Genomic DNA, 26,092 nt, shown 5'->3' on the forward strand with positions numbered 1-26,092 from the left:
TTAGCCGCCCCAAAACTCAGGCAATGATACCCACTGCCTGAGAACCAGACCCCCAGTGAGCTGTTGGCACAGGCCAGGCCGCAAGGTCTAGGTTGCGAACGAAAATTTCATCAATGGGAAGCATTTCCCCCGTGGCCGTGAGGAATTTGTGATCTGGAGTCGCTCGAATCACCGCCCCTGTTTCCAGTTCGTATTCATACAACAGGCGATCGCCCCGCCGATGCCACTGCTCCACGGGTTGCGCATAGATAAAGCCCTGGGGGTCAAGGCTATACACATGGCACAGTAACTCTTGGTCAACGATCGTCCGAATCGGCAGCACCCCATATTCCACCGTCACCACGGGGGTATCCCCGGCGAGGCAGTATTCGGCGAACTTCACCATCTGGTCAAATAAATCCCGGGCGATCGCCTCCGAAACACCATTTTCCCCAGCTCCTTTAACGAATTTGGCCTCGTGTTTTTTCATCTCATCGATTTTCTTTTTCCCCATGGCCCGCCGCAGCAGATCCGCTTCCCCGAGGGAATAGCCCGCCAAATCCTGGGCCATTTTCATAATTTGCTCCTGGTAAACCAAGACCCCGTAGGTTTCATTCAAAATGGGTTTGAGCATCTCGTGCTGATACTCAATTTTTTGGCGGCCATGTTTCCGGTCAATAAAAATCGGAATCAGCCCCGCATCGAGTGGCCCCGGTCGATAGAGCGCCAGGATCGACGAAATATCTTCAATGCCCGACGGTTTGAGGTCCTGGACAATTTTTTTCATGCCGTCCGACTCCAACTGGAAAATCCCCTCCAGCAGACCATCTTCAAATAATTTGTGGGTGTGCTGGATATCTTCCGGTAGCTTTTTGGCCGTGCCCTTCGCAATAATTTCCAGAGCTTTACGTTCGTCCAAGGGGAGCTGATCCAAGTCCAGATCCACCTGGCGATATTCCCGCACCAAATCAGCGGTTTTTTTGATGGTGGTGAGATTTTTCAGGCCCAAAAAGTCCATCTTCAAGAGCCCCATTGCCTCCACATCTTCCATGTAGTACTGGGTGATCACCGCTCCCTCGTTATTGCGCTGGAGGGGAACCGCCTCATCTAAAGGAGTTGAAGAAATCACCACGCCAGCGGCATGGACCCCAAAGGTTTTGTTGGTGCCTTCGATGCGAATCGCCATATCCACCCAGCGGCGCACCTGGGGATCGGTTTCGTAGCGCCGTTTAAACTCAGGCTCTGGGGTGTCATCGGAGATCATCACCTGGAGTTTGGCGGGTTTCCCCCGGGCCACAGGGATCATTTTTGCCATTTGGTCTGCTTCTCCGTAGGGAATATCCAGCACCCGGGCCACATCTTTGAGCACGGCTTTGGAGGTCATCCGGTTAAAGGTGATAATTTGCGCCACCCGGTCTTCGCCATATTTTTCGGTGACGTATTTGATCATTTCGTCCCGCCGCTGGATGCAAAAATCTGTATCCACATCGGGCATGGACTTCCGTTCGGGGTTAAGGAAGCGCTCAAATAAAAGGCTGTGGTGAATTGGATCAATATTGGTAATCCCTAGGGCATAGGCCACTAGAGAACCCGCCGCCGAACCGCGCCCCGGCCCCACGGGAATGTCATTGTCCCGGGCATATTTAATGTAGTCCCACACCACGAGGAAGTAGGTGGCAAAGCCCATCTGCTGCATCATTTGCAGCTCGTATTCCAAGCGCTCTTTGTAGGTGGGATCGACCTCGGCGCGGGTTTTGCATTTGAGGCGATCGAGCAAGCCGCCCCAGGTGACTTCGATGAGATAACTGTCGGCGGTGTAGCCTTCGGGGACGGGATAGTCGGGAATGCGCGGTTCCCCCAGGATTTTGTAGGGTTCGACCTTTGCGGCGACTTCGAGGGTGTTGGCGATCGCCTGGTCGATAATGGCCGGATCCAGATGGTCTTGGAAAAGTCGGCGCATTTCATCGGCGGATTTGAGATATTCAGTGCCGCTGTAGCGGAGGCGTTTATCTTCGGTGATCAGTTTAGCCGTCTGGATACACAACAGGGCATCGTGGGCTTCCACGTCATAGCAGGAAATGAAGTGGGAATCGTTGGTGGCGATAATTTTAATATCCAGTTCCTGGGCAATTTTGACGATCTCGGTGTTGACGATGCGGTCTTCCTGGGAGCCGTGGTCTTGGATTTCGAGGTAATAATCGTCGCCGAGGAGGTCTTTGTACCACTTCGCCACTTCCCGTGCCCGTTTATATTCCCCTTTCAGGATGCATTGGGGCACTTCACCACCAAGGCAGGCACTGGTCATGATCAGCCCTTCGTGGTGCTTCTCGATCAGTTCTTTATTGATGCAGGGGCGGGCGAAAATTCCCTTGCCCTGGAACCCTTTGAGGTGGGAAATGGTGGTGAGTTTAACGAGATTTTTATAACCTTGGGTATTCTTCGCGAGAACAACTTGGTGGTATTTCTTCAGGCGCTTGCTTTTATCTTCAATGTCACCGTTGATCACGTACATTTCATTGCCGATGATCGGTTTGATACGCTTATTGCGGCAGGTTTTTAACAGCTCGATCGCCCCATACATTACCCCGTGATCTGTTAAGGCGATCGCCGGCATTTCCAGTTCCTCTGCCCGTTGGATCAACGGTTTAATCTGGGATGCCCCATCGAGCAAACTGTAATCACTGTGGATGTGTAAACCGACGAAGGACATAGTTTGAAGGTCACTGTTATGGGGATAGCCAGTCTATTCTAAGCCATCCCCAAGGTCCCGAACACCAGCTTCTGGCCAGTGGCAAGGGCCTATAATCAAAGCGGCCAAGGCATCGTAATGGCACCTATGTACCGACGGTAAGCCGATATTGCAGACTGAGTAGGCTAAGCCACAGGGCAGGATATTTTTCGGCAAGCCAAGTTTCTGATTTTTCGAGCCATTGGGGAAACCAGCCCATCAACAACAAACTCAACACCGCATCGAAGCTAAAGGCCACATAAGCGCCTACCCAACGCATAAAATCTCTCGCCCCGGCCATCTGCCAAATCCAGACAATCAGAGCTGGATTTTGTTGGGCCGCAATGAGAGCCAGTTTATTAAACATCAGCCAGTTGGTGCGGTCTTTAATGAAAGTTTCGGCTACCACGGGGGGAGAATCTGCCAATAGCCCAAAAAAAGTATTGAGCATGGCGTTAATACGCTGGGGTGGCAAATAGGTGTGGGTCGGCACCATCATGCCCTTAGAAAAAAGCCAGGTGACAGCAATATTGCTCTGGTAGGCGCGGATTTGACTGAGATTTTGCTGACTGAGTAAATCTTTCTTGAGGGCAATATCCAGGAGCCGGGTTAGACGACCTAGGTTCCGCACGAGGGAACCAAACCCCGTAAACACCAGGGGCGATTGCAATGAAGCCGCATCACCGATCGCCAACAAGCGGTCAAAGGCCACTTGGCGATCGCCTGCTCCCACATTGAAATAACCCGGGATATAGCCGAAAGTCGGCTTCACAAAGGTCAACTCGTCCATGTCACAGCGGCGATACTCCGGCAAAATCGAGAAAAAGTCCTCATACATCTCTAACAGAGAGCCGGGATTATCCGGGTGCACCTCGTGGTAATGGAATAGATAAATCGTGCGCTCATCCCCCTCGAGTGGGAACAGCTCCCAAATCAACTGCCGCCCCCGGGAAATATCCCCATGGGCATTAAGCACATCGCCATAGGTGGGATCCCAAACCCGATCATCAATTCCTTTGACGACGGCCCCAACTGTTGGACAGACACTATCAAAGGGGCGACCCTTATTGAGCTGGGCGGCGATCGGTGAAGCTGTTCCCATGGCATCAATGATCAGTCGCGTTTGAACGGCTTTTTCTTCCCCTGTGGTCAATTTTTTAGTGGACAGCTGCACCCGCTCCCGACCAATATCGGCCCGGAGAAATTCCGTTTGATCCCAAATTTCACCGCCCGCTGCCAAGAGTTTTTCGCCACATTTTTGAATCAAGAGATCGGAGAGAATGGCGATATTGAGAACTGTCGGCGTGTGAAGCACATTCGCTTTGAGGTGGGGGGGGTTATTGCCATCGAAGAACTTATTGAAACCGTCTTTGTATTCCCGGCCAATGAGGGCTTCGATTTCCTCTGCATCAAATAGCCCTAGGTCAATCAAACTCTGGAGCTCACTGCGGGAAATATTCCACTCCCGGTTCATCCGGCCAAAGGGGAGCCGCTCAATGAGCAGCACTTTGTAGCCCAGCCGGGCCATCACTGCCCCGTGGATGACCCCCAAAGCCCCACCGACATAGACCAGGTCATATTGGGGAAGGTTGGGATTGAGGGGCTGATTTTTTTCAAAAATAACCTGTTGGGGTTCCTGGGGGTTTTGCACTGTTTCCCGCCAGCGCTTTTCCCACCAATAGGCCCGCTGCAAGTCAAATTCTCCCTGGGGAAATTTCTGGAAATATTCAACAGTTTTTGGGTAATCGGCGGCCAGGGCTTCAAAGATAGACTGACCTGGGGCGATCGCCGGGGGCGCTGGGTAGCGGATGGGGAAGGCGGCGCGGATATCGGTTTCAAGCTGGCGACAAAGACGCTGCTGTCCCGAAAAACCTCGGTCCCAAGCGAATACCTTAAGATAGGTGGTGCGCTGCACGTTCCATGTAAAAATCGCAAGCTCGGCATTATTGTCTTGTAGCCGAAGCCCCGTCGGTGTTGGGTGTTTTTGTCCACGGACGGGTTGCCAGTCCGTTTGGAGCCAATGGCAAACCTTGTCGGTATCGGGAGTGGGGACTTCGAGATAAAGCAGTTCTTCCATGGAAATTGTCATCTTTGAGGTGTATGCCGCTCTGGTGGTCTATCATAGCTGCTTTGCTAGCCCTGGGGGAAAGCGCTCGAGTCTGCGCCCATCCAAGAAAGTTTGTAAAATTTCTTATAAAAACTTAATCTTGCTAAAATAAGAACCGTAGTTAATCCACACCAGGAGGGTTCATGGCGAATATCACCTATGTTCCGGCAAATAAGGACGTGATTGCGGCAGATGGTGCCAATTTACGGGAGAAAGCGCTGCAAAACGGCGTCGATCTGTATACTTTCGGCGGAAAGCTGATGAATTGCGGTGGTGTTGGCCAATGCGGAACTTGCATTGTCGAGATTATCGAAGGCATGGAAAATCTTTCGCCAAAAACGCCTTTTGAGGAGCGTCGTCTCAAGCGCAAGCCCCCCAGTTACCGCCTGGCTTGTCAAACCCTAGCCCATGGGGATGTGGTCGTCAAAACGAAGCCTTAGGGACTAATTCTGGAACAAAAAAATATGTTTGGGATTCAGAAGAAAAGGCGATCGCCCCTGGAAACGAGCCAGAGGTGATATTCTTGATATCATTATGATCTAGCTCAGTGAAGAGGCGATTATTTAATGCAAGTTAACGATCTCGGTTTCATTGCAACGATTCTTTTTGTACTCGTTCCCACCGTTTTTTTGTTGATTCTTTATATCCAGACCAACAAAACGGCTTCCTAAAACATTTTTTTTTAAGAAAATCCGATAAAAAAATAGGGGTCTGATCCTTGGCGATCGCCCCTTTTTTATGGCTATTGCTCCCTATGCTGCTCCAATGCAACGCAATGGCGCTAATTTGAGCCTCAAAAGCCTAGTTGCTTTCAGTCCGCGCCAGAAGAACTGGACAAGGGGCATTGACCCGCACATAGTCAGACAGGGAAGTTCCGAGAAGTCGGTCGAGGTCAGGCATACTTTTGGCGATCGAGGGCCGGCGATCGGGGGAACCTAAAACCAGCAGATCGACATTTTGTTCCTCAGCGACGCTACAGATGGTTGCCCCAGGGCGTCCCCCTGTAACCAAAGTTTTAAAGGGAATACCCATTTGTTTTGCCCGCTGTACAGCAGGAGCGAGGGCGGGGTTCGCATCCATTTCTGCTTGGGAAAGAGACAAGTTGGCGGGGAGATCCGGGTTTACCCGCAGTAGCAGTAGTTCGCAGCCGCTGTAATCGCGCATCATCTGGAGGGCGAGATCGAGGCCGTACATCGCCGCTTCGGACTTGTCGATCGCCACCATCACTTTTTTAACGGTGCGCACATAAATGTCATCCTTGACCAGGAGCATCGGGCGGTTAGTGAGCTGGAAGACATACTGGCTCACGGAATTACCGAGGATGGACTGGAGGCGCTTGAGGCCGCGAGAACCCATCAAAATTAAATCTGCATCGATTTCATCGGCCACTTTGCAGACGACATCTTTAGGATCCCCTTGACGCAGGATCGTGTTCACATTGCCGGGGTCGAGCTTCAGGTCTTGGAGCGCCTGGGCGAGGAGTTTACCGCCAGTCTCGTAGCCTTCTTGTTCGGAGTCTGGGGTTAATTCTTTTTTGACAACGTGGAGAATATTAATACTGGTGTCTTTGAACGCAGGGAGCTTGAGCAAGTTTTTCAACATGTCCTGGACTTGCCCGGTACCAGAATCAGCAAAGAGAATTTTTCTAATCATGGGACGACTATTAACGGGGGTTTTTATCTGGGCGTTGATCCCTACAATCCAGCATACTCCCTTCTGAGGGCGGGAAATTTTAAGGCTTATTACATAATAGAGGGTGGCTTTTTTACGGAATTTTCACCACGATGGATTTAATGCGATCGCTGCCCCTTGGGTTGTACCTCGAACAGCCCCAAACTTGGCTCCACAGGCTAGATCCTCGGGTAAAGTTGGCTTGGTTGATGACGTTTTTGTTTGGGCCAATCCTGGCCAATAACCTCTGGCGGGTGGGCCTGGTGGGACTGTTGATCGCCATTACCCTGACGGCCTTGATTCCGCTGCGAGTCTGGAAACAGCAGATGGGCCTGTTGTTATTGTTTTGTTTTGCGCTGTTTGTTGTAACCCTGATTGCCCCCGATGGTCTGGTACTGAGTCACCAACCAAGGCTCCCAGCGGAGGATCTCGACATTCCCCAGAGTTATAACTACGTGGTGTGGCAGTTTCGCTTCATTTCGATTACCCGCCTCAAATTAGACCTCGGAATTAAGCTCAGCACCCAGATTTTTACCCTCCTCTACAGCACCAATCTTTACCTGCTCACCACGGCAGCAGAGGAAATTACCACGGGCTTGGAATTTATTTTTTCTCCCCTGCGGCGCTGGCGAATTCCTGTCACGGAAATTCTCCTCACCCTGACCCTCTCGCTCCGGTTTATCCCCCTCGTGCTGGAAGAAATTCAAAATCTCACCCGTTCTGTACGCACCCGGGCGATCGCCTGGAAGACCTTAGGCTTTAAACAGAGCGCTCAACTGTGGCTGATGGTCTCCGAAAAGTTGCTGGAAAATCTCCTGATGCGGGCCGAACAAATTGCCACTGCCATGGATATTCGCGGGTTCACCAGCCCTAATCGCCACCGGGTCCGTTGGCATCAACTGCGTTTTCATCCTTGGGATTGGTTGATTCTCATCCTGCTCATTCCCTTCTGGTCCCTCCGTTTTCTCTGGGGTTAATAGCGGATTCGGGGGTCGATCAGGGCATTGATAATATCAATTACCAAACTCATCACCACCACGATCGCCCCAAAAAACACCATAATCCCCTGCACCGTCGGGTAATCGCGGAGGGAAATCGCCTCGTACAAGCGATTCCCCAGACCGGGCCAAGAAAAAGTCACCTCTGTCAATACTGCACCGCCCAATAAAGCCGCAAAGGTGAGTCCCAAAACCGTCACCACCGGGATCATCGCATTTTTCAGGGCGTGGTTCCAGAGAATTTTTCGTTCAGGGATTCCCCTCGCTCTGGCTGCTTCCACATAGTCCGACTGCAAAGTCTGCCGTAGGTTGACCCGGACAATCCGCTCAAAAATACCACTCAAGAGAACCCCTAACGTCGTACAGGGCAGCACCAGGTAATACAACGCCACTCTAAGCTGCAAAAAATTCCCCGTCAGTAAACTGTCGAGGGTGTAGAGCCCAGAAATTGCTGGGGGCGGCGGCACATCTACCGGAAAGCGCGTCCCTAGGGGAAACCAACCTAACTGCACTGCAAAAATGAGCTGGACCACCATTCCCATCCAGAACAACGGCAGGGCATAGGTGACAATCCCGAACAGCCGGCCGCCCACATCCCACCAAGTGCCCTGGCGAGAAGCCGCAAACATACCGACCCCAGCCCCCACAACCACCGCGACCAACATCCCAAAAAAGGTCAGCTCCACCGTGGCCGGAAAATGCTGTTGGATCACTTCCCACACGGGCAAGCCACGACTGGTGAGGGAGGTACCGAGATCAAACTGCAGCAAATTCCCTAGATAGCGAAAATATTGTAGCCAGAGGGGCAGATCCAAGCCCAACTGTTCTCGGAGTGCTGTCTTGGCCGCTTCGGGGGCACGATTCCCCAGGATGGCATCGGCTGGATCCCCCGGGGTGGCCCGTAACAGAAGAAACACCACGGTGACAATAGTCAACAACATCAGCGGTGCCAGGAGCAAACGCACAAAAATATAGTACTGGAGAGCTTTACTGCGGGAGGCCATGGATAATTTGGGGGAAAGAAGGAATTGCGACGGACTGGAAAAATTATAAAGAACTGTGCGATCGCCTCAGTATAAAACGCGAATCTCGGGTAACCCTGCGTCATCACATCGAAGCGATCGCCTTGGTAATAATCCCTAGGGGAAAGGCGGTGGAGTTAGGGAACTGAGATACAATACAGTTTCAAAAATTTTTACTTCATCCTTCTTTCAACCAGACCTATGGGCAACAGCTTCGGACATTTATTTCGGATTACAACCTATGGTGAATCCCATGGGGGCGGCGTTGGTGTGGTGATCGATGGTTGCCCGCCCCTCGTCAAAATTTCTGAAGCGGAAATCCAAGCCGAGCTCGATCGCCGTCGCCCTGGCCAAAGCCGGATCACCACCCCCCGCAATGAAGCCGATCGCTGTGAAATTATGTCCGGGGTCTTCGAAGGCAAAACCACAGGTACGCCCATTTCGATCCTGGTACGCAACCAAGACCAGCGCTCCAAGGATTATTCCGAGATGAAGGAGAAATATCGTCCTTCCCATGCAGATTTTACCTATGATGCGAAATACGGCATCCGCAACTATGAGGGGGGAGGCCGTTCCTCCGCTCGGGAAACTATTGGTCGGGTCGCCGCCGGGGCGATCGCCAAAAAAATCCTCCAGCAGGTGGCTGGGGTAGAAATCATCGGTTACGTCAAGCAAATCAAAGACTGTGCCGCCACCGACATTGACCCCAATACCGTCACCCTAGCCCAGGTAGAGAGCAATATTGTCCGCTGTCCCGATGCTGCCGCTGCCGAAAAAATGATCGAGCTCATCGATGAGATTCGTAAACAAAAGGATTCCATCGGCGGGATCGTTGAATGTGTGGCCCGCAATGTACCCGTTGGCTTAGGCATGCCCGTATTTGACAAACTCGAAGCTGACCTCGCCAAAGGAGCCATGTCCCTGCCAGCGAGTAAAGGCTTTGAAATTGGCTCTGGTTTTGCGGGGACGCTCCTCACCGGCCAAGAGCATAATGATGAATTTGCCATTGATGACCAAGGCCAGATCCGCACCAAAACGAACCGTTCCGGCGGGATCCAGGGGGGCATCTCCAACGGCGAAAATATTGTCCTGCGGGTCGCCTTTAAGCCCACCGCCACAATCGGCAAAGAACAACATACCGCTACCCGCTCCGGGGAAGAAACGACCCTCGCCGCCAAAGGCCGCCATGATCCCTGCGTGCTGCCCCGGGCTGTGCCGATGGTGGAAGCAATGGTCGCCCTTGTCCTCTGTGATCACCTATTGCGCCATCAGGGCCAATGCAAAGTTCTCGGCTAAACCCGGAACCACAGTAACCAAATGGGCAGGGTTCCCAGGAGTAGTAAGGTGCCGCTGGCCAGGGAACTGACAGCTAACTGGCGATCAAGGGCGTAGGTTTCGCTGACGATCAAGGTGGCAAAGGCCGGCGGCATCGCGATCTGCAGCACCAGCACCAGGCAAATCACGTTGGGCAGATTGAAAAAGGGCAAAACTAAGCCAAACAGGAGCGGGGCGATCGCCATTTTGATCAACAGACTACCCCCCACTGCGGTGAACTTGTGGCCCGGTTCTAGTTCTCCTAGGCGCATTCCAATCAAGACGATCGCCAAGCCGATCACTGCCCAGGAGGCGATTTCTAAACCCCACTCCAGCGGCGCAGGGAAAACCAGCGGCTTACACAGTAATCCCAACACCAAACTCCAGAGGGAGGGATTGATCCCCACCTGGATGCCCATATTTTTCAGGCGCATCAGCCAGGTTTTATTTTCCCCCTGACCGTAGTAGGTGGCCACCATTACCCCCACGCCATAGCCCCAGAGCAAGCTGCCGAGTAAATCATAAAAAAGTGCCCAGGCAAAGGTTTCTGGTCCGGCGATCGCCAAACTGATCGGATAGCCCAGATAACCTGTGTTGCCGATGCTCGATACCAAAAGAAAACTCCCTTGGGAGGAACGCGACAACCCTTTCGCCCGATAACGCAACCAGAGCCAAGCCGCCCCAAAACAGAGCCCCATCGCCAGCCAAGCCACAACGGGTGCTAGCCATAAAGCGCCTGTCAAATCCACCTGACGCACGAAACCAAACACACTCAGGGGAATCCCAAACCAAAATAATCCTTTCCCCAAACTTTCCCCCAGGCGAGGAGGAAAATATTTTCCCAGGAGCCAACCGCCCCCGATGCCCAGGCCCAATTTGCCATAGATTAGTGCCAATTGCAGTAGCAATTCCGCCATCGCTTTTTTCGCTGTATATTCTTGCCTGAAGCTAACATCAAACCATGATTTTGCTGGATAACTTTCCTATTCTCAGGAAAGCAACTTAAGATAGAACCACGAAATATCTAGGGAGTACAGCGGTAGGAATTGAGCGTGTCCGAAGAACTTAACGACCTTTCCGTCTTGGACGAAATGGACATTCCCGAGGTGCTACGGGATGAACATCCAGACTTCAGTAAAAAGCCGAAAATCAAACCAACAACCAAGCGACTCCTATTCCGTTTGGGGGCATTTTTGTTCGGACTGGTTGCATTTGTGATTCTGGGCCTTGGGGCGATCGCCACCCGTCAAATGTTTACCGCTGCCCCGGAACCAACGGCCCGAGAGGCCATTTCTCCCCCTGAGACCACTGGTAATGGTGCTGCCCCCGAAGCGCAAATTTTAGGCCATTTTCTCTACCCTGAAGCAGCTCCCAGTGATCTAGTGCCGGTCAGTGCCGATGGTCGCTTTCAGTTACGGCCCGCCGCCGCCGAGAAATTCTTGCAGATGCAGGCCGATGCCAGCTCCGCTGGTATTAACTTGGTTTTGATTTCCGCCTTCCGTAGCATCGAGGAACAGCGGCATTTATTTTTTGATGTGAAAGAGCAACGAGCCCAGGATACTAGCCAGAGGGCCGAGGTGAGTGCCCCCCCCAACTACAGCGAACATCACACAGGCTATGCGATCGATATTGGGGATGGCAATGCGCCCGACACGCATCTACAGGAAAATTTTGAGGATACAGCTGCGTTCCAGTGGCTCCAGGCCAATGCAGCCCGCTACAGCTTTGAGCTTTCTTTTCCGCGCAATAATCTCCAGGGTATCGCCTATGAACCTTGGCATTGGCGGTTTGTCGGCGATCAAGATAGCCTCGAAACGTTCTATCGTGCGCGCAACTTTAATCAATAATTTCTTGTTTTTGCGGAACCGGGGAGAGTAGGTAAGGAACAATGCTTGACACAATAGATCAACAGCGCTGGTGGGTACAACGGTGGTTAGAGCTCCTGGATTCTTACCGTTTTAAAAAACGTCTAGAACGGGCCAGGAATTATGCAAAAGCAGGCCATGTTTTGCAAATTGATTTTATTGAAGCCCAGGCGATCGCCCTTGTGCAGGGGACAGAGCCAGAGCCTTACCGGGTGTCTTTAAACCTGGAGCCCTTTAGTGATGAAGCCTGGGGCTATGTGGTGGAAAGCTTGGCTCAGAAGGCGATCTTTTCGGCACAACTCTTGGCGGGAGAAATGCCAGCGGCCATTGAACAGGTCTTTACTGAAAATGGCCTGAATCTCTTTCCTTTTACTCTGACAGATATTCACTCCCACTGCACCTGTCCGGATAAGGCCAATCCCTGTAAACATATCGGCGCGGTTTACTATCAACTGGGCGATCGCTTCAATGAAGATCCCTTTGTGATTTTTCAATTGCGGGGCCGCACGAAAACCCAAATCCTAGAAGCACTCCAAGACTACCGCCGCCAGCATTGCGATGCAGAAACCGCTACTCGCCCCAATGTGGATCTATCAACAGGTCCTGAGGCGCCCACAAGCTCAAAAAAAACCATTGATCTCGAGCAATTCTGGCATTACGATCAGCCCTTGGATCCTGATTTGGTCGTATTGACGCCACCAACTGACGGAAAAACCAGTCTAGATTTATTGGGGGCGATCGCCTTAAATCCCGAAGATGCCCAAGTGTTCCAAAATTACCTGAACTATGTCTATGGCAACGCCAGTCAGCAAGGTTTGATGCAGGCGCTCCAGGGGCTAAATGGCACCTAGTAAGGTCTGAAGAATTTTCCCAGAAATCTAAAAACGACTCCCCAGATGGATGCAAAACAAGCCACAATGGATCTGCTTTTTAGCAATTTTGCGCGGAGGATACTGCAATTATGGTCCCTACTATTATCTCTTTTGTGATTGGTTGTGCTGTCGGTGCCGGCGGCTTTTATTTAGCGAAAAAAGACGACCTTAATCGCCTCAGCACATTAGAAACAGAATTGAGTCAACTGCGACGCGATCTCCAAAATAGCGAAACCCAGCATGAGCAACGGCTGCGGGAGGCGATCGCCCAACTCGAAAAAGATTACCAAGGAAAAATCACGAGTCTTGAAGCAAAACTAGTTAGCCCTGAACCGGCTCCCCAAGAGCTTTCTGCCCCTGCTATTCCGGTTGCTGTTACCTTACCGGATACCATGGAACCACCGATCCTTGCAGCAGAGATCAAATGTGGCGATCGCCCGACTCTCACGTTAAGTAACCCCAGTGGACAAGCTTGCGTACCCCCGATCTTGGCCCAGGGAATCACTGCCACACCTGCTGTCACAGTTACAGTCACCTTTGAGCCGCCGATCCTTGCCGCTGACATCCGCTGTCGTGCCGGAGCGCCTACCCTGAATCTGGCCACCCCCAGCGGCAAAATTTGTGTGCCGCCCATTTTGGCCCAGGCTTAATCTCTATTTGTTTCAATGGCTCTCTGGTTGTTCGGCAAAAATCTAACTCCAGAGGGCATTAAGCCTTGTGAAAAATGGTGACTCCCACAAGGCGATCGCCCCAGGCCAATGTAGAAAACAATAGCCCCCTACCGCAAAGCTCCCGAGACCTAGACCAGTGAGGATTATAAATACTTGCCAAAGCCTTGCCCCCCGGAGTTGTAAATCAAGGTGACAAAGCATTCCCGCCGACAATAAAACAAAAAAACGAATAAATTCTTCTAGCCAAGAGATCAATAAAACCGCTACAAAAGCCCAAGTCAACACCGAAACAAAAGCATTCGCATCCGATCGCAACCAACTACCAAACAATAAGTGCATTAAATGCAGAGGGGCCACCAAAATCAGCATGAGTAGCAACACCGCAAGGCCACCTAAGCCCCAGGCCATCCCAGAGGCGATCGCCGGATTAATCGGCCAAAAAAAGAACGCACGATGATCGAGAATCCAGCTTTCCCATGTCGGTACCATACTGCCGACAAGCCAACCAAACACCCCATAGGCCAGGCAAAAAAGCCCCAAAGAGAGCCAGGGCAAGCCCTGATTTTGAGTTTTGGAAGCGGCCATCTACTTAACTGATTTTTGAATACATGCTACTTCTTAGGATACCCAACAACTATTCTCCCTTGGGAGAGCTGCTGTCAGGTTCCCTTGTTTCGAGAAGGTAGAGGAGAGTGAATCCCTCACCCTAGGCGTTACTTGATATCCATAGAAAAACAACAAAAAATCAGGGCGTCCATACAAACCACCCTGACCTCAGACAAAATAATTAAACCCAAAAAGACCCAGGGTACCTAGGCCATTGACTGGGTAATAAAATCAAAATAAGGTGCAGCGATACTTGCTTCTTCTGCATCAAGCACACCCAAGGCGGCATCTTTCAGGCAGCGGATAGCGTCAATCATCCCTGGTACCGGTACACCAAGGGCGTTGTACATTTCTTTAACACCGATTAGACCGATCCGTTCAATCGGATCTTTGTCTCCGGCGAGGATACCGTAGGTCACCAAACGGAGATACCAACCGTAGTCCCGCAGGCATTGGTTATATTGCTTGGTGGTGGCTGCATTGCCACCGGCTGTCCGGTATTCAGGGTGAATACTAAACAGCTGTTTTTGGGCTTGATCGACGATCTTCTTTTCATTGTCGGCAAGGGTTTCGGCTACGCGAATCCGCACTGCTCCAGTGGCTAAAAAGTTGGCGATCCCCGAGAGTTCACCGCTGCTGGGATAGCGGAGTTCGTCATCGGCTCTCAGGATAACTTGACTAACGACGCTCATATTATTGCTGTTTTAATAAATGGATTCTTGTTTAGTTTAATAGCTTAGACTATTGTCTCACAAGGCATTCAGGCTTTCATGATTGCCTGGTAATTTTAAGAAAAGTAAACTTTCCTGGGAAAGTTCTTCCCAAGTATAGGGGGAAATTCGCCCCTAGGCCCACCGAATTAAGCGCGGCTCGGTGGCATCGGCCAGGTGGGGATGATGGGGCAAAATACGGAGGGCCATCCCTTGGTAGCCACTTTTTTGATATTTGACGACATGTTCATAGATCGCTTTGTGATCAGGGGTCATGCCCTGGAAGACCATGGTGGTGCTTTCGCCGTCTATGAGTTCATCTTTGTCATTGATTGTGCCGAGGTAAATTTGCACAGCGAGATCATCTGGGGTAAGACCGACGAGGTCAAGGATGGCTTGAACATGAATAGGCTGTTGAATATCGATCGCCATCGATTCTGTCACCTCAAAAGCTTCTATGCGGATGTTATACCAAGCCTTAAATAATTCGGATTTCCAGTCAGCTAGGGCTTGGACAGCTTGGTAGTTATCCTGGCTGAGTTCAAAGTGGCGATCGCTCAATTTAAAATAAGCCTGTTGGGCATAATCTCGCAGCATCCGCGAAGTATTAAACATCGGGCAGTTGAGGCGAATCGCCTCCTTCATTTTGTTCACCCAGCCCTCCGGCACATCGAAGCTGTTACGGGTATAGAACAAGGGCACAATTTCCTTTTCGAGCAGTTCGTAAAGAGCGCTGGCTTCCACCCGGTCTTGATAGTCTGGGTCGTCATATATTTCTCCATTGCCGATCGCCCAACCCGTGCGAATATAATCTGCCTCATCCCACCAACCGTCGAGGATGCTCAAATTTGGCAAGCCATTCATCGCCGCTTTCATCCCCGAAGTGCCTGAGGCTTCCCGGGGTCGCCTGGGGGTATTAAGCCATACATCGCAACCAGAAACCATCTTGCGGGCGATGTGGATATTGTAGTTCGGCAAAAACACCACATAATCTTCAATGCCCTCCTCACGAATGGTATGGATAATCTGCCGAATTAACTCCTTGCCAGGGATATCTTCAGGGTGTGCTTTGCCGGCGATCACGAACTGCACCCGTCGCTCAGGATCGGCCAGGATAATTTTTTTGATCCGCTCAATGTCATAGAGAAAGAGGTTGGCCCGTTTGTAGGTGGCAAAGCGCCGGGCAAAACCAATGGTTAAAAAATTTGGCTTGAGGACTTGTCTGGCCTTTTCGATCGCCGCCTCTGTGGCCCCCTGCTGTTGGAGCTGGCTGACGAGATGTTGACGAATATAAACCACCAGATCGGAGCGTTGTCGCTCGTGGTTGCGCCAGAGTTCTTCGTTGGGAATGGTAGCAACTTTCTGCCAAATCGGACTATTGGCCGGGGCTTCGTCCCAGTTGGGGGCTAGGTAGCGGTCATAGAGGTCTTGGGTGGCGGGGGCGGTGACACTCCGGGCATGGACACCATTCGTAATAGCAGTAATCCCCACTTCGGCTAGGGGGAAATCAGGCCAGAGGCTGTGAAACATCTCCCGGGAAACATGGCCATGGAGTTGACTGACGCCATTGATAAAGGCACTGTGTTTGAGGGCAAAGATTGCCATGTTGAAAGGAGCTTCAAAGTCACCGGTATTTTCTCGACCGAGCCCGAGAAAGCGATCGCGGGAGAGGCCAAATTTTTCGGCGTAGTGACCCACATAATGGAGCGTCTGCTCTGGGGAAAACAGGTCAAACCCAGCAGAAACCGGGGTGTGGGTTGTGAACATTTGGGTAGAGAGGGCAAATTGTTTTGCGTGGCGGAAAGTCAAGCCGTCTTCTTGCATCAGCTTCCGGATCCGCTCCAGAATTAAAAAGGCGCTATGGCCTTCATTCATGTGGTAAACCGTTGGTGTATAGCCTAGTTTTTCCAACATCCGCACCCCCCCAATCCCCAAGAGCATTTCTTGGTGGAGCCGCAAATTGCGATCGCCTCCGTAGAGTTTGTCGGTGATGTCGTGGTCGTAGGGGTTCGTATTTTGCTCAATATTGGTATCCAGTAGATAGAGGGGCACATTGCCCACATCGATGCGCCAAACCCTTGCATAAACCAATCGCCCGGGAAATTCCACCTCAATGACCAGCTCATTACCCTGGTCGTCTTTCTCCAGGTGGAGGGGCATATTATAAAAATCATTGATCGGGTATTCTTCTTGCTGCCAGCCGTCGTGGTTGAAATATTGGGCGAAATAACCCTCTTGATAGAGTAAACCCACGGCCACCAGTGGTAATCCTAAATCACTGGCCGATTTGAGGTGATCGCCCGCCAGAATGCCTAAACCCCCTGAATAAATCGGCAGGCAATAGCTCAGGCCATATTCAGCGCAAAAATAGGCATAGCATTCTTTCCCTTTGGTTTCGCCCCGGCTTTTGTGATACCAGGTGTGCTGCTGTAAGTAGTCGTCTAGTTGCTCGATCGCCCGTTCCATGTGGGCAATAAAACCATCATCCTGGGCCAACTCATCGAGGCGGCTTTGGTCCACCTGACCCAACATGGCGACCGGGTTATGGCAGGTCTGTTGCCACAGATCTGGGTCAAGACGCACAAAGAGACTCTTTGCCGCCACATTCCAATCCCAGTGGATGTTGTGGGCAAGGCGGCGCAGGGGTTCCAGGATTGTCGGTAAGATGGGCTTGACCTGGAACTTATAGGTGGGTTTCATAGGGAAATCTTGGGGGACAACAGAGGATATCTGTCTCTAATACATAGCGAATTTCTGGCAAATTTCAGGCGATCGCCAGGGGGGAATTTATATAAATTATTGATAGAATCCCAGCGTGCCCATGGGTCAAATGCAAAAATCCTCCAGGGTTTGTTCAAGATCACTGGAGGGCTGCTTTTTGTTTAATTATTTAGAACGGAGAGAGAGGGATTCGAACCCTCGGAGCCGCGTACACGACTCGGCACATTAGCAATGTGCTGCTTTCGACCACTCAGCCATCTCTCCAGGCTTCGACGATAAATGATTGTAGCAGACCTCCCTAAAAAAAGCTAACCTAAAGTCAGCAATTGTCAGGACGGCGGAACTATGGGCTTTTTCAATGAAGTGGGGCAATTTTTTGAGACGCGTTTGGAAGAATTTCTCAAGGCCCATCCCCAATTGGAACTACAGGCGATCGCCGAACAACTCCAGGAGCAGGAACGGGAAGCAAGTCGTCTCACCCAAGAATTGCAGCGGCAACTGATCCAGGTGGAGCAGCAAATTACCCAGGTTGCTCAGGATATTCAGCATTGGCACAAGCGGGTGCAACAGGCCGAAGCTGGGGGCCGAACTGATCTCGCCAGGGCCGCCCAAGCACGGGAAGCTGCGCTCCTCCGCCAGGGCAATCAACTGTGGGGCAAGATGCAGGGCACAAAAAAACGTCTCGAACAGGCCCAAGCGCTTTTGGTACAACTCCAGCAGAAGCGCCAGGAAGTGAAACAAAAAATGGATGAATTGCAGGCTTCCCAAAAGGTGGAGGATGCTTACAGTAGCAGTTGGGAAAGTTTCACGGGCACAACAGGCGATCGCCAAACCTACAACAGTGCCACCGATCCCCTCGAAGCCCAGTTCCAAAAGTGGGAAATGGACGAACAGATCCGTCAGATGAAGCAAAAAATGGGTCGCTAGTTTTTCGCCAAGCAACTCAGCTTAGATTGAGGAAAATAACGATGATTGCAACACCTCAGTTTCCAGAAAAAATGACTGCTGCGGAATATCTCCAGTGGGAAGAACGACAGGAACTTCGCTATGAATATATTGATGGTGAAGTTATTGCGATGACTGGAGGAACATTGCCCCACAATGATATTGCTATCAATCTATTAGTTGCTTTAAGAGCGCACCTTAAGCCCAGAGGTTGTCGGGTAAATATGTCTGATGTGAAAGTGCAAGGGAAAGCAAATCGGCGTTATTTTTATCCGGATCTGGTAGTAAGTTGTCATCGTGAAGATCTCAAAGCGCGTAAATGGATTCAGTATCCGAAAGTAATTGTTGAAGTTTTATCGCCAAGCACTTCAAGTTATGACAGCAAAGAAAAGTTGAAATATTATCGACAAATTCCTAGCCTAGAGGAATATATTTTGCTTGATTCTGAGCATATTTATGCAGAACTCTATCAACGGCAAACAGGGGAAATGTGGGGCTATCGAGATTTCGGGGTTGACGATACGCTGGTTATTCCAAGTCTCAATTTTGAATGTGCGGTGGCGGATATTTATGCTGATGTGATTTTGGCAGCAGGGGATGATGAATAATTAGGCGATCGCCGCATTGATTAATACACAAAAAAATCCTCCACATGCTTGGAGGATTAATCGTTTTGAGTGTGGGAATTCACTAAAGAACGCGGAGAATACTTGGCACTTCTTTAATTGCCTCTAACCCTTCAATTTCCCGCAGCGCTTCCCGGAAGTTCGCTTCATGGACATCATGGGTGACGACAACAATCTCTGCACAATCATCCTGGAGGCCAATCTGCACCACTGACTCCAAGCTCACTTGGTGCTGCCCGAAACAGGTACCCAGATCGCCGATGACACCGGGTAAATCTTGGGACAAGAAACGTGCATAGAAGCGGGTTTTTAGGGTATCAATGGGCAAAATTTTACTGTAATGCTCGTGGGTGCAGCCGAGGAGAGGGTTGAGTTTTTGGATCACTTGATCCGAATGCAGCAGACCTACCACATGAACAATATCCGAAACCACTGCGCTGGCCGTCGCCCCAGCCCCAGCCCCAGGACCATAGAACATCACCTGACCAAGGGGTTCCCCTTCCACGAGGATCGCATTGAAGACCCCATTGACGCTGGCGAGGGGATGATTTGCGGGAACCAAAGTCGGATGAACCCGCAATTGCAGGGCATCTTCTTCGAGGTCGGGCCGTTCGGCGATCGCCAACAGTTTAATCACAAAGCCGAGCTTGGTCGCAAAACTAATATCCGCTGCGCTGACCGTACGAATTCCTTCGCAGTACACGTGGTCCCGGTTAATCCTGCCGCCAAAGGCCAGGGAGGCGAGAATTGCAATTTTATCGGCAGCATCACCCCCATCCACATCGGCGCTGGGGTCTGCTTCGGCGTAGCCCAATTGCTGCGCTTCAGCCAACACTTCCCCAAAGTCTGCGCCATGTTGGGCCATCTGGGTGAGGATGTAGTTCGTGGTGCCGTTGATAATGCCGATGACGCGGGTCAAACGGTTCACGCCTAGAGATTGCTTCAGGGGTTTAATGATCGGAATGCCCCCGCCGACGGCAGCTTCGAGCATGACGTAGACGCCGGCTTTGTTGGCGGCAGTGTAAATTTCTTCGCCATATTTGGCAATCACCGCCTTATTTGCTGTGACCACATGTTTACCGTTGGCGATCGCCTGGAGAATTAATGTCCGCGCTGGCTCCAAACCCCCCAAGAGTTCAACGACCACCTGAATTTCTGGATCCCTGGCGATCGCCTCTAGGTCTGTGGTGAGACAACCTGCGGGCAGGTCGATGCTGCGGGGCTTGTCGAGAGAACGTACCCCTACTTTTTTTAACACCACTTCTCCTAACAGCGGATGACGACCCTGGGGAGAGAGTAAAATCTCTGCCGTGCCAGTGCCAACCGTCCCTAAGCCAAGTAAACCAATTCCGATAGCCACAACTTTTTCCTTAGCGTAACGTCAAGATAATATTCCATTATCCCCCATTACCTGGACGCCCGAGCCCCGTCGTTGTTACTTCCGGTGCTGAATTTCTAAAATATAGGGGTAATATTGCCGCTGTTGTCGGGAGCCGACCCACACTTCATAATTGCCGACTTTCCATTCGCCCCGAATCTCTGGGTTGTGGCTCGCGGCATCATCATTGCACCAGACACCGCCCGGGCCACGTACGACTAGAACTGTATCACCGACACTTTCTACACTCAGTTCCAGGTCACTAAAAAAATTGTGCAGACTAAGGCGATGGTCGGCGTGGGTATCGATAAAGCCAACACAGGGGCCCGTAGGACTTTCGGCGATGCCGATTAAGTCAGCTGCCCGCTCATCACCGCCACTGACCCCCCGCAAGACCTGGGGGTTGGGGCTAAAACCAGACTTCAAATCGAGATTTTCAAAAATTGCCTGCTTTGGGGCTGGCTGGGCGATCACCGGAGCGATCGCCAATTCCAGACCCACAATACCCACGCAGACCCCAAAAAACCGTTGCCACATAGACCAAATTACTTATTTTTATTGCTAGCCAAGCTTGATCTTGCTAGACGCGACCCAAAAGTCAAGAGTTCCGTGGCAGAGCATCGCCCTAGCGCAGGAGCATCATCAAAATTCCCTGTTGCCCGAGGAGGATTTCCCGCAATAGGGTAACAATCCCCACCCAAATCACCGGGGAGATATCAATACCACCCAGGGGGGGGACTAATTTTCGCGTCGGGGCTAAGAGGGGCTCCGTCGGCAGTACCACAAGGCTAAAGGGTAATTTTGTCAGCTCTGCCTGGGGATACCAAGTTAAAACAATCCGAAAAATAAAAAATAATGTCATTGCACCCAACAACAGGTTGAGCCCTAAACTCGTCGCCGCTAACCAAGCCATGGCAATTTTCCTACAAAATTTTGATGCACCAAAGATTAATTTAGCTTAACTTCGGGCGCGATCTCCAAGAAAGCACTCCAAAATTGGGACACCTAAGCGACGCTGACTGCATCTGTTCCCCCAGGCGATCGCTATTACCCATTACTGGTTCCTACAAAGGAAACACCAGCCGATCAAACATCACCCAAAAACCCAGGATAAAAACCGTGAAAAAACTGATTTTACCCACCTTCTGCCTCATTGCCCTTAGCCTCGGGGGCTGCGGTATGGTTCAAGAAATGATCGTCGAAAAAGTCGTCGAAGTGGGAACTGGCGAAAAAGTGGATATCAACACGGCCCAAGAAAGTGTCACGATCAAATCAGGTGATGAGAGCATTGCCTTTAGTAGCGGCGAAAATGTCAAAATCCCTGCCGCCTTCCCCAACGATATCTATGTTTACAACAATGCTGAGGTGAAGATGGCGATGGATCTCCCTGAAGGGATTTCTGTTTCCTTTGTCACGAATGAGAGCGTTGCTGCTGTGCGCGAAAAATACGAAGCGGAAATGGCCAGGAGCGGTTGGTCAAAAGAAATGAGTATGGATCTCAATGGCCAAGTGATCTTCGGCTTCCAAAAACAAGACCGCGCTTCCCAAATCATGATCTATGAAGATGGGCAAAGTACATTGATTCAAATTACAGCGAAAAAGTAAGCCCTGCCCAAAATTTGTGGGGATGCCCATCTATGGGGGGAGGTTTAATGGCTCCCGGAGAGCCCTAGGGCAACATGTGTTGTTGGATAAAATTCGTATCCACATCCGCCGCTAAAAATGCCGGGTGATTGAGGATCTTTTGGTGGAAGCCAATGGTGGTGGAAACACCAGTAATGGCACATTCCCGTAAGGCCCGGCGCATTCGCCGGATCGCTGTGTCCCGATCTGGCCCCCAGACAATGAGTTTCCCGATGAGGGAGTCATAGTAGGGAGAAACTTCGTAATCGGTATAAACGTGGGAATCCATTCGCACGCCGGGGCCACCGGGGGGCAAATAGCCGCTGATTTTGCCGGGGGTAGGCCGAAAGTCATGGTCGGGGTCTTCGGCATTGATCCGACATTCGATCGCATGGCCATTAAGGACAACTTGGTTTTGATTAAGGCTGAGGCGATCGCCTTGGGCGATTTTGATTTGTTCAGCAATGAGATCTAACCCTGTGATCATCTCCGTAACAGGGTGTTCTACTTGGATTCGAGTATTCATCTCCATGAAGTAAAAATCCCCGTTTTTGTCCACGAGAAATTCCACCGTTCCCGCACCCACATAATCAATCGACTTCGCTGCCTTGACCGCCGCTTTTCCCATTCTTTCTCGCAGGCGGGGGGTGAGGATTGCGCTAGGAGCTTCTTCTAAGAGTTTTTGGTGTCGCCGCTGGATCGAACAATCCCGTTCCCCAAGGTGAATGACGTTGCCATATTGATCGGCCAAGATCTGAAACTCGATATGTCGCGGCCGCTCAATGAATTTTTCGATATAAACACCCCCATTGCCAAAGGCAGCCTCTGCTTCCCCTTGGGCCGCCCGGTACAACCGGGGTAGCTCTTCGGCATTGGGTACGAGGCGCATCCCTCGACCACCCCCACCAGCGGTGGCTTTGATCATCACTGGGTAGCCGATTTGCTGGGCAATGTCGAGGGCTTGTTCTTCGCTGAGGACGAGGCCGGGACTCCCTGGGACCGTTGGGACCTTCGCCGCTTGCATGGTTTTTTTGGCGGTGGATTTATCCCCCATGGCGATCATTGCTTCGGGAGAAGGGCCAATGAAGGTAATTTGGTGGTCGGCACAAATTTCTGCAAATTTGGCATTTTCGGCGAGAAAACCATAGCCGGGATGGATGGCATCGGCATTGCTGCTGAGGGCGGCGGCGATGATATTCGGAATATTGAGATAGCTCTTATTACTCTGGGGTGGGCCGATACAAATACTCTCATCGGCAAGCTGGACGTGGAGGGCTTGGCGATCTACGGTGGAGTGGACGGCAACTGTGGCAATGCCGAGTTCCTGACAGGTGTGAATAATGCGTAGGGCAACTTCTCCGCGATTGGCGATGAGAATTTTTGAAAACTGCATGGTGTTCCGTTGGCGTTTGCATCCCCAGTGTGATGGGTAGCCAACATTATCATGGTAAGGGGGAGTTTAGGGCAAGGGACAGCCTTCGGGATTGGCCATCTTAGGCGATCGCCTTTTTTAAAATGCTGTCTATCTATAAATAAAAAAGGTGAGCCAGTTTTGACCCACCTTGACTGAATCTAATCAATTAATTTATTTCGCACCAACAGGCATACCAAGGAGATCTTCAATCTTCGGCATATCTTCGAGGGCAATGACGCGACCCTCATCCTCAAACCCTGCAATTTCATCAAAGTTGAGGTAACGGTATAGATCGCCCTTAAACGGATCAATCTTTTCAGAGACGATCGCCTGATATTCTTCCACTGTGGGAATCTTACCGAGGAGCGCACAAACTGCCGCCAATTCCGCAGAACCAAGGTACACCTGCGCCCCCTTACCCATGCGGTTATTGAAGTTACGGGTTGAAGTGGAAAAAACTGTTGCATTATCTTCCACACGGGCTTGGTTCCCCATACAGAGCGAACAACCGGGCATTTCCGTCCGCGCCCCTGCCGCTGCAAATACGCCGTACACACCTTCCTCGCGGAGTTGTTGTTCATCCATGCGCGTGGGCGGACAAATCCAGAGGCGACCTTTCACCGTGCCAGCCCCCTCAAGGATTTTCGCAGCGGCGCGGTAGTGACCGATATTCGTCATGCAGGAGCCAATAAACACCTCATCAACGCGATCACCTGCACATTCCGACATCAATTTGACATTATCAGGATCGTTCGGCGCCGCGACAATGGGTTCCTTGATTTCATTGAGATTCACCTCAATCACATCCGCATATTCCGCATCGGGATCAGCCGACATCAGAGAAGGATTCGCCAACCATTCCTCCATCTTGGCAATACGACGGAGCAGAGTACGGGCATCAGAGTAACCACGGGCGATCATGTTTTTCATCAGCACCACGTTGGAACGCAGATATTCCGCCACGGTTTCCTCACTGAGCTTAATCGTCGAACCAGAACAGGAACGCTCAGCAGTGGCATCAGTCAATTCAAAGGCTTGTTCCACCTTGAGATCCGGCAGCCCTTCCATCTCCATGATGCGACCGTTAAAGACGTTAATCTTGTTCTCCTTGCCCACGGTCAATTTACCCTGTTGCAGCGCCACCCAAGGAATCGCATTAACGATATCGCGCAGGGTCACACCGGGTTGCAGTTCGCCCGTAAATTTCACGAGAACCGATTCTGGCATATCGAGGGGCATCACACCCAATGCTGCCGCAAATGCCACCAGACCGGAACCCGCAGGGAAGGAAATACCGAGGGGGAAACGGGTATGGGAATCGCCGCCAGTGCCAACGGTATCGGGCAGTAACATCCGGTTCAGCCAAGAGTGAATAATGCCATCCCCCGGACGCAACGCCACGCCGCCACGGGTGGAGAAGAAATCGGGCAGTTGTTTGTGGGTTTTGATATCGACGGGTTTGGGATAGGCGGCGGTATGACAGAAGGTTTGCAGCACGAGATCGGCGTTGAAACCGAGACAGGCTAATTCTTTCAGTTCATCGCGGGTCATGGGTCCCGTGGTATCTTGGGAACCGACCGTCGTCATGATTGGTTCGCAGGATGTGCCGGGACGAACGCCTTCTAAACCGCACGCTTTACCCACCATTTTTTGGGCCAAGGTAAAGCCTTTGTGGGTATCTTCGGGCAGCGAGGGACGGACAAACAGGGTTGTCGGCTCCATGCCAAGGGCGGCACGGGTTTTATCGGTGAGGGCGCGACCAATCAGGAGGGGAATGCGACCGCCTGCCCGGACTTCATCGAGGATCGTTTCCGGCTTGAGATCGAAGGCGCAAATAGTTTCGCCTGCTTCGTTGGTGATCTTGCCGGCGTAGGGATGGATGGTGATCACATCGCCTGTGTTGAGTTGGGTGACATCGCACTCGATGGGCAGGGCGCCAGAATCTTCGGCGGTATTAAAGAAAATGGGTGCAATTTTGCCGCCGAGAATATAGCCGCCTGCTTTTTTGTTGGGAACGAAGGGAATTTCTTCGCCAATGTGCCAGAGGACGGAGTTGATCGCGGATTTACGGGAGGAGCCTGTACCGACCACATCCCCCACATAGGCAACGGGATGTCCTTTTTGCTTCAATTCAGCGATGGTCGCTAAACCGTCGGGCATTTTCGATTCCAACATCGCCAAGGCATGGAGCGGAATATCGGGGCGGGTCGTGGCGTGGGGCGCAGGGGAAAGATCGTCGGTGTTGGTTTCACCGGGGACTTTAAAGACTGTCACCGTGATGGTTTCGGGGAGTTTCGACTTATTGATAAACCAGGCCGCTTCTGCCCAGGCATCGATCGCCTGTTTTGCGTAGGGGTTGGTTGCCGACAGTTCGAGCACGTCGTTAAACGCGTCAAAGACCAGAATGGTCTTACTCAGGGCATCCGCCGCCGCCTGGGCGATCGCCCCATCCTCAGATTTGAGTAATTCGACGAGGGATTGCACATTGTAGCCGCCGATCATCGTGCCGAGCAGTTCTACGGCCCCTTGGGGACTAATCAATGGACAGGTGATTTCTTTTTTCGCCACCGCTGTTAAAAAGCCAGCCTTCACATAGGCAGCCTCATCCACCCCAGGGGGAATGCGATCGCGCAACAAACTGAGCAATTCTTCCCTGTCGGCTTCAGGGGGATTTTTGAGCAGTTCACAGAGTTCCGCTGTCTGTTCTGCCGTGAGAGGGAGCGGCGGAATGCCTAATTCGGCACGTTCGGCGGCATGGTTGCGGTAGGCTTCTAGCATAGGGAGATTGATCGAATATCTAACGTTTTAGATACTCTATTGTAATGCCCGCTGTGATGGCGCT

At 51.5% G+C, this 26,092-nt stretch carries 23 protein-coding genes and 1 tRNA gene; 10 read left to right on the forward strand and 14 right to left on the reverse strand.

Features of this window, described 5'->3' with window-relative positions:
• Positions 1–16 precede the first annotated feature (16 nt).
• Together ACZ45B_RS06940 and ACZ45B_RS06945 are read right to left on the reverse strand one after the other, a co-directional pair.
• Positions 17–2,689 (reverse strand): trans-splicing intein-formed DNA polymerase III subunit alpha N-terminal partner DnaE-N, encoded by a 2,673-nt coding sequence (locus tag ACZ45B_RS06940; RefSeq protein WP_024545608.1) that lies wholly within the window; start codon positions 2,687–2,689, stop codon positions 17–19.
• Positions 2,690–2,813: 124 nt separating this feature from the next.
• Positions 2,814–4,784 (reverse strand): NAD(P)/FAD-dependent oxidoreductase, encoded by a 1,971-nt coding sequence (locus tag ACZ45B_RS06945; RefSeq protein ID WP_024545607.1) that lies wholly within the window; start codon positions 4,782–4,784, stop codon positions 2,814–2,816.
• 173 nt (positions 4,785–4,957) lie between these two features.
• Between ACZ45B_RS06945 and ACZ45B_RS06950 the strand changes: the two genes are divergently transcribed.
• Positions 4,958–5,254: a 2Fe-2S iron-sulfur cluster-binding protein gene (locus tag ACZ45B_RS06950; RefSeq protein ID WP_024545606.1), complete on the forward strand. Its 297-nt coding sequence runs from the start codon at positions 4,958–4,960 to the stop codon at positions 5,252–5,254.
• A gap of 126 nt (positions 5,255–5,380) precedes the next feature.
• Positions 5,381–5,485 (forward strand): photosystem II reaction center protein PsbM, encoded by a 105-nt coding sequence (gene psbM / locus ACZ45B_RS06955; RefSeq protein WP_012307751.1) that lies wholly within the window; start codon positions 5,381–5,383, stop codon positions 5,483–5,485.
• Between the two features lie 130 nt (positions 5,486–5,615).
• On the opposite strand, the gene ACZ45B_RS06960 is transcribed toward psbM, so the two are convergent.
• Positions 5,616–6,467: a universal stress protein gene (locus tag ACZ45B_RS06960; protein ID WP_024545605.1), complete on the reverse strand. Its 852-nt coding sequence runs from the start codon at positions 6,465–6,467 to the stop codon at positions 5,616–5,618.
• Positions 6,468–6,598: 131 nt separating this feature from the next.
• On the opposite strand from ACZ45B_RS06960, the gene ACZ45B_RS06965 reads away from it, so the two are divergent.
• Entirely contained in the window at positions 6,599–7,462 is an 864-nt protein-coding gene (locus ACZ45B_RS06965; RefSeq protein WP_024545604.1) for an energy-coupling factor transporter transmembrane component T family protein, read from the forward strand.
• Here the strand turns inward: ACZ45B_RS06965 and ACZ45B_RS06970 are convergent.
• Positions 7,459–8,487: an ABC transporter permease gene (locus ACZ45B_RS06970; protein ID WP_024545603.1), complete on the reverse strand. Its 1,029-nt coding sequence runs from the start codon at positions 8,485–8,487 to the stop codon at positions 7,459–7,461. The two genes, ACZ45B_RS06965 and ACZ45B_RS06970, sit on opposite strands and share 4 nt — an antisense overlap.
• Positions 8,488–8,706: 219 nt before the next feature.
• Between ACZ45B_RS06970 and aroC the strand changes: the two genes are divergently transcribed.
• A complete protein-coding gene (gene aroC, locus ACZ45B_RS06975) occupies positions 8,707–9,801 on the forward strand; it encodes a chorismate synthase (protein ID WP_024545602.1) in 1,095 nt (364 codons plus the stop codon).
• Here aroC and ACZ45B_RS06980 read toward each other — a convergent pair.
• The gene (locus ACZ45B_RS06980) at positions 9,798–10,736 is read right to left on the reverse strand and encodes an AEC family transporter (RefSeq protein ID WP_024545601.1); all 939 of its coding nucleotides are present in this window, start codon (positions 10,734–10,736) and stop codon (positions 9,798–9,800) included. The genes aroC and ACZ45B_RS06980 overlap by 4 nt on opposite strands.
• Positions 10,737–10,871: 135 nt before the next feature.
• On the opposite strand from ACZ45B_RS06980, the gene ACZ45B_RS06985 reads away from it, so the two are divergent.
• The 3 genes from ACZ45B_RS06985 to ACZ45B_RS06995 all read left to right on the forward strand — a co-directional run bounded on the left by ACZ45B_RS06985 (position 10,872) and on the right by ACZ45B_RS06995 (position 13,206).
• Positions 10,872–11,666, forward strand: a complete 795-nt coding sequence (locus tag ACZ45B_RS06985) for a M15 family metallopeptidase (RefSeq protein ID WP_024545600.1) — start codon at positions 10,872–10,874, stop codon at positions 11,664–11,666.
• Positions 11,667–11,707: 41 nt separating this feature from the next.
• Positions 11,708–12,535 carry an SWIM zinc finger family protein gene (locus ACZ45B_RS06990; RefSeq protein ID WP_024545599.1) on the forward strand — a complete coding sequence of 276 codons (828 nt, stop codon included), beginning with the start codon at positions 11,708–11,710 and terminating at the stop codon, positions 12,533–12,535.
• Positions 12,536–12,645: 110 nt separating this feature from the next.
• Positions 12,646–13,206, forward strand: coding sequence for a hypothetical protein (locus ACZ45B_RS06995; protein WP_024545598.1), 561 nt, complete (start codon positions 12,646–12,648; stop codon positions 13,204–13,206).
• 42 nt (positions 13,207–13,248) lie between these two features.
• Here the strand turns inward: ACZ45B_RS06995 and ACZ45B_RS07000 are convergent, their stop codons facing one another.
• From ACZ45B_RS07000 to ACZ45B_RS07015, 4 genes are all read right to left on the reverse strand, one after another.
• The gene (locus ACZ45B_RS07000) at positions 13,249–13,812 is read right to left on the reverse strand and encodes a hypothetical protein (protein ID WP_464674836.1); all 564 of its coding nucleotides are present in this window, start codon (positions 13,810–13,812) and stop codon (positions 13,249–13,251) included.
• A gap of 227 nt (positions 13,813–14,039) precedes the next feature.
• On the reverse strand, positions 14,040–14,525 hold the full coding sequence (gene apcD / locus ACZ45B_RS07005) for an allophycocyanin subunit alpha-B (RefSeq protein WP_024545597.1): 486 nt from the start codon (positions 14,523–14,525) through the stop codon (positions 14,040–14,042).
• 153 nt (positions 14,526–14,678) lie between these two features.
• Positions 14,679–17,243 (reverse strand): alpha-glucan family phosphorylase, encoded by a 2,565-nt coding sequence (glgP, locus tag ACZ45B_RS07010; RefSeq protein ID WP_024545596.1) that lies wholly within the window; start codon positions 17,241–17,243, stop codon positions 14,679–14,681.
• Positions 17,244–17,439: 196 nt separating this feature from the next.
• A tRNA-Ser gene (locus ACZ45B_RS07015) sits at positions 17,440–17,528 on the reverse strand.
• A gap of 81 nt (positions 17,529–17,609) precedes the next feature.
• Here ACZ45B_RS07015 and ACZ45B_RS07020 point away from each other — a divergent pair.
• A complete protein-coding gene (locus ACZ45B_RS07020) occupies positions 17,610–18,191 on the forward strand; it encodes a TIGR04376 family protein (protein WP_024545595.1) in 582 nt (193 codons plus the stop codon).
• A gap of 41 nt (positions 18,192–18,232) precedes the next feature.
• On the forward strand, positions 18,233–18,817 hold the full coding sequence (locus ACZ45B_RS07025; protein WP_024545594.1) for a Uma2 family endonuclease: 585 nt from the start codon (positions 18,233–18,235) through the stop codon (positions 18,815–18,817).
• A gap of 82 nt (positions 18,818–18,899) precedes the next feature.
• Here ACZ45B_RS07025 and ACZ45B_RS07030 read toward each other — a convergent pair whose 3' ends face one another.
• The 3 genes from ACZ45B_RS07030 to ACZ45B_RS07040 all read right to left on the reverse strand — a co-directional run bounded on the left by ACZ45B_RS07030 (position 18,900) and on the right by ACZ45B_RS07040 (position 21,126).
• On the reverse strand, positions 18,900–20,195 hold the full coding sequence (locus tag ACZ45B_RS07030) for a homoserine dehydrogenase (RefSeq protein WP_024545593.1): 1,296 nt from the start codon (positions 20,193–20,195) through the stop codon (positions 18,900–18,902).
• Between the two features lie 75 nt (positions 20,196–20,270).
• Complete coding sequence (locus ACZ45B_RS07035; RefSeq protein WP_024545592.1) at positions 20,271–20,750, reverse strand: hypothetical protein; 480 nt, start codon at positions 20,748–20,750, stop codon at positions 20,271–20,273.
• An 88-nt stretch (positions 20,751–20,838) separates the two neighbouring features.
• Positions 20,839–21,126 carry a YggT family protein gene (locus tag ACZ45B_RS07040; protein ID WP_096417859.1) on the reverse strand — a complete coding sequence of 96 codons (288 nt, stop codon included), beginning with the start codon at positions 21,124–21,126 and terminating at the stop codon, positions 20,839–20,841.
• Between the two features lie 206 nt (positions 21,127–21,332).
• Here ACZ45B_RS07040 and ACZ45B_RS07045 point away from each other — a divergent pair, with 206 nt between their 5' ends.
• Positions 21,333–21,818 (forward strand): hypothetical protein, encoded by a 486-nt coding sequence (locus tag ACZ45B_RS07045; protein ID WP_038027846.1) that lies wholly within the window; start codon positions 21,333–21,335, stop codon positions 21,816–21,818.
• 64 nt (positions 21,819–21,882) lie between these two features.
• Here the strand turns inward: ACZ45B_RS07045 and accC are convergent, their stop codons facing one another.
• Positions 21,883–23,229, reverse strand: coding sequence for an acetyl-CoA carboxylase biotin carboxylase subunit (accC, locus tag ACZ45B_RS07050; RefSeq protein ID WP_024545589.1), 1,347 nt, complete (start codon positions 23,227–23,229; stop codon positions 21,883–21,885).
• A 192-nt stretch (positions 23,230–23,421) separates the two neighbouring features.
• The gene (acnB, locus tag ACZ45B_RS07055) at positions 23,422–26,028 is read right to left on the reverse strand and encodes a bifunctional aconitate hydratase 2/2-methylisocitrate dehydratase (protein WP_024545588.1); all 2,607 of its coding nucleotides are present in this window, start codon (positions 26,026–26,028) and stop codon (positions 23,422–23,424) included.
• Positions 26,029–26,092 lie beyond the last annotated feature (64 nt).

It is taken from the genome of Picosynechococcus sp. NKBG15041c, assembly GCF_055380235.1.

Bases quoted from the DNA above. Each gene is read 5' to 3' on its own strand.
- ACZ45B_RS07020 (WP_024545595.1), top strand. From the start codon at position 17,610: ATGGGCTTTTTCAATGAAGTGGGGCAATTTTTTGAGACGCGTTTGGAA.
- ACZ45B_RS06990 (WP_024545599.1), top strand. From the start codon at position 11,708: ATGCTTGACACAATAGATCAACAGCGCTGGTGGGTACAACGGTGGTTA.
- ACZ45B_RS06945 (WP_024545607.1), bottom strand. From the start codon at position 4,784: ATGGAAGAACTGCTTTATCTCGAAGTCCCCACTCCCGATACCGACAAG.
- aroC (WP_024545602.1), top strand. From the start codon at position 8,707: ATGGGCAACAGCTTCGGACATTTATTTCGGATTACAACCTATGGTGAA.
- glgP (WP_024545596.1), bottom strand. From the start codon at position 17,243: ATGAAACCCACCTATAAGTTCCAGGTCAAGCCCATCTTACCGACAATC.
- ACZ45B_RS07040 (WP_096417859.1), bottom strand. From the start codon at position 21,126: ATGGCTTGGTTAGCGGCGACGAGTTTAGGGCTCAACCTGTTGTTGGGT.
- apcD (WP_024545597.1), bottom strand. From the start codon at position 14,525: ATGAGCGTCGTTAGTCAAGTTATCCTGAGAGCCGATGACGAACTCCGC.
- psbM (WP_012307751.1), top strand. From the start codon at position 5,381: ATGCAAGTTAACGATCTCGGTTTCATTGCAACGATTCTTTTTGTACTC.
- acnB (WP_024545588.1), bottom strand. From the start codon at position 26,028: ATGCTAGAAGCCTACCGCAACCATGCCGCCGAACGTGCCGAATTAGGC.
- ACZ45B_RS06970 (WP_024545603.1), bottom strand. From the start codon at position 8,487: ATGGCCTCCCGCAGTAAAGCTCTCCAGTACTATATTTTTGTGCGTTTG.
- ACZ45B_RS06980 (WP_024545601.1), bottom strand. From the start codon at position 10,736: ATGGCGGAATTGCTACTGCAATTGGCACTAATCTATGGCAAATTGGGC.
- ACZ45B_RS06965 (WP_024545604.1), top strand. From the start codon at position 6,599: ATGGATTTAATGCGATCGCTGCCCCTTGGGTTGTACCTCGAACAGCCC.
- ACZ45B_RS06995 (WP_024545598.1), top strand. From the start codon at position 12,646: ATGGTCCCTACTATTATCTCTTTTGTGATTGGTTGTGCTGTCGGTGCC.
- ACZ45B_RS07025 (WP_024545594.1), top strand. From the start codon at position 18,233: ATGATTGCAACACCTCAGTTTCCAGAAAAAATGACTGCTGCGGAATAT.
- ACZ45B_RS06940 (WP_024545608.1), bottom strand. From the start codon at position 2,689: ATGTCCTTCGTCGGTTTACACATCCACAGTGATTACAGTTTGCTCGAT.
- ACZ45B_RS06950 (WP_024545606.1), top strand. From the start codon at position 4,958: ATGGCGAATATCACCTATGTTCCGGCAAATAAGGACGTGATTGCGGCA.
- accC (WP_024545589.1), bottom strand. From the start codon at position 23,229: ATGCAGTTTTCAAAAATTCTCATCGCCAATCGCGGAGAAGTTGCCCTA.
- ACZ45B_RS07000 (WP_464674836.1), bottom strand. From the start codon at position 13,812: ATGGCCGCTTCCAAAACTCAAAATCAGGGCTTGCCCTGGCTCTCTTTG.
- ACZ45B_RS07035 (WP_024545592.1), bottom strand. From the start codon at position 20,750: ATGTGGCAACGGTTTTTTGGGGTCTGCGTGGGTATTGTGGGTCTGGAA.
- ACZ45B_RS06960 (WP_024545605.1), bottom strand. From the start codon at position 6,467: ATGATTAGAAAAATTCTCTTTGCTGATTCTGGTACCGGGCAAGTCCAG.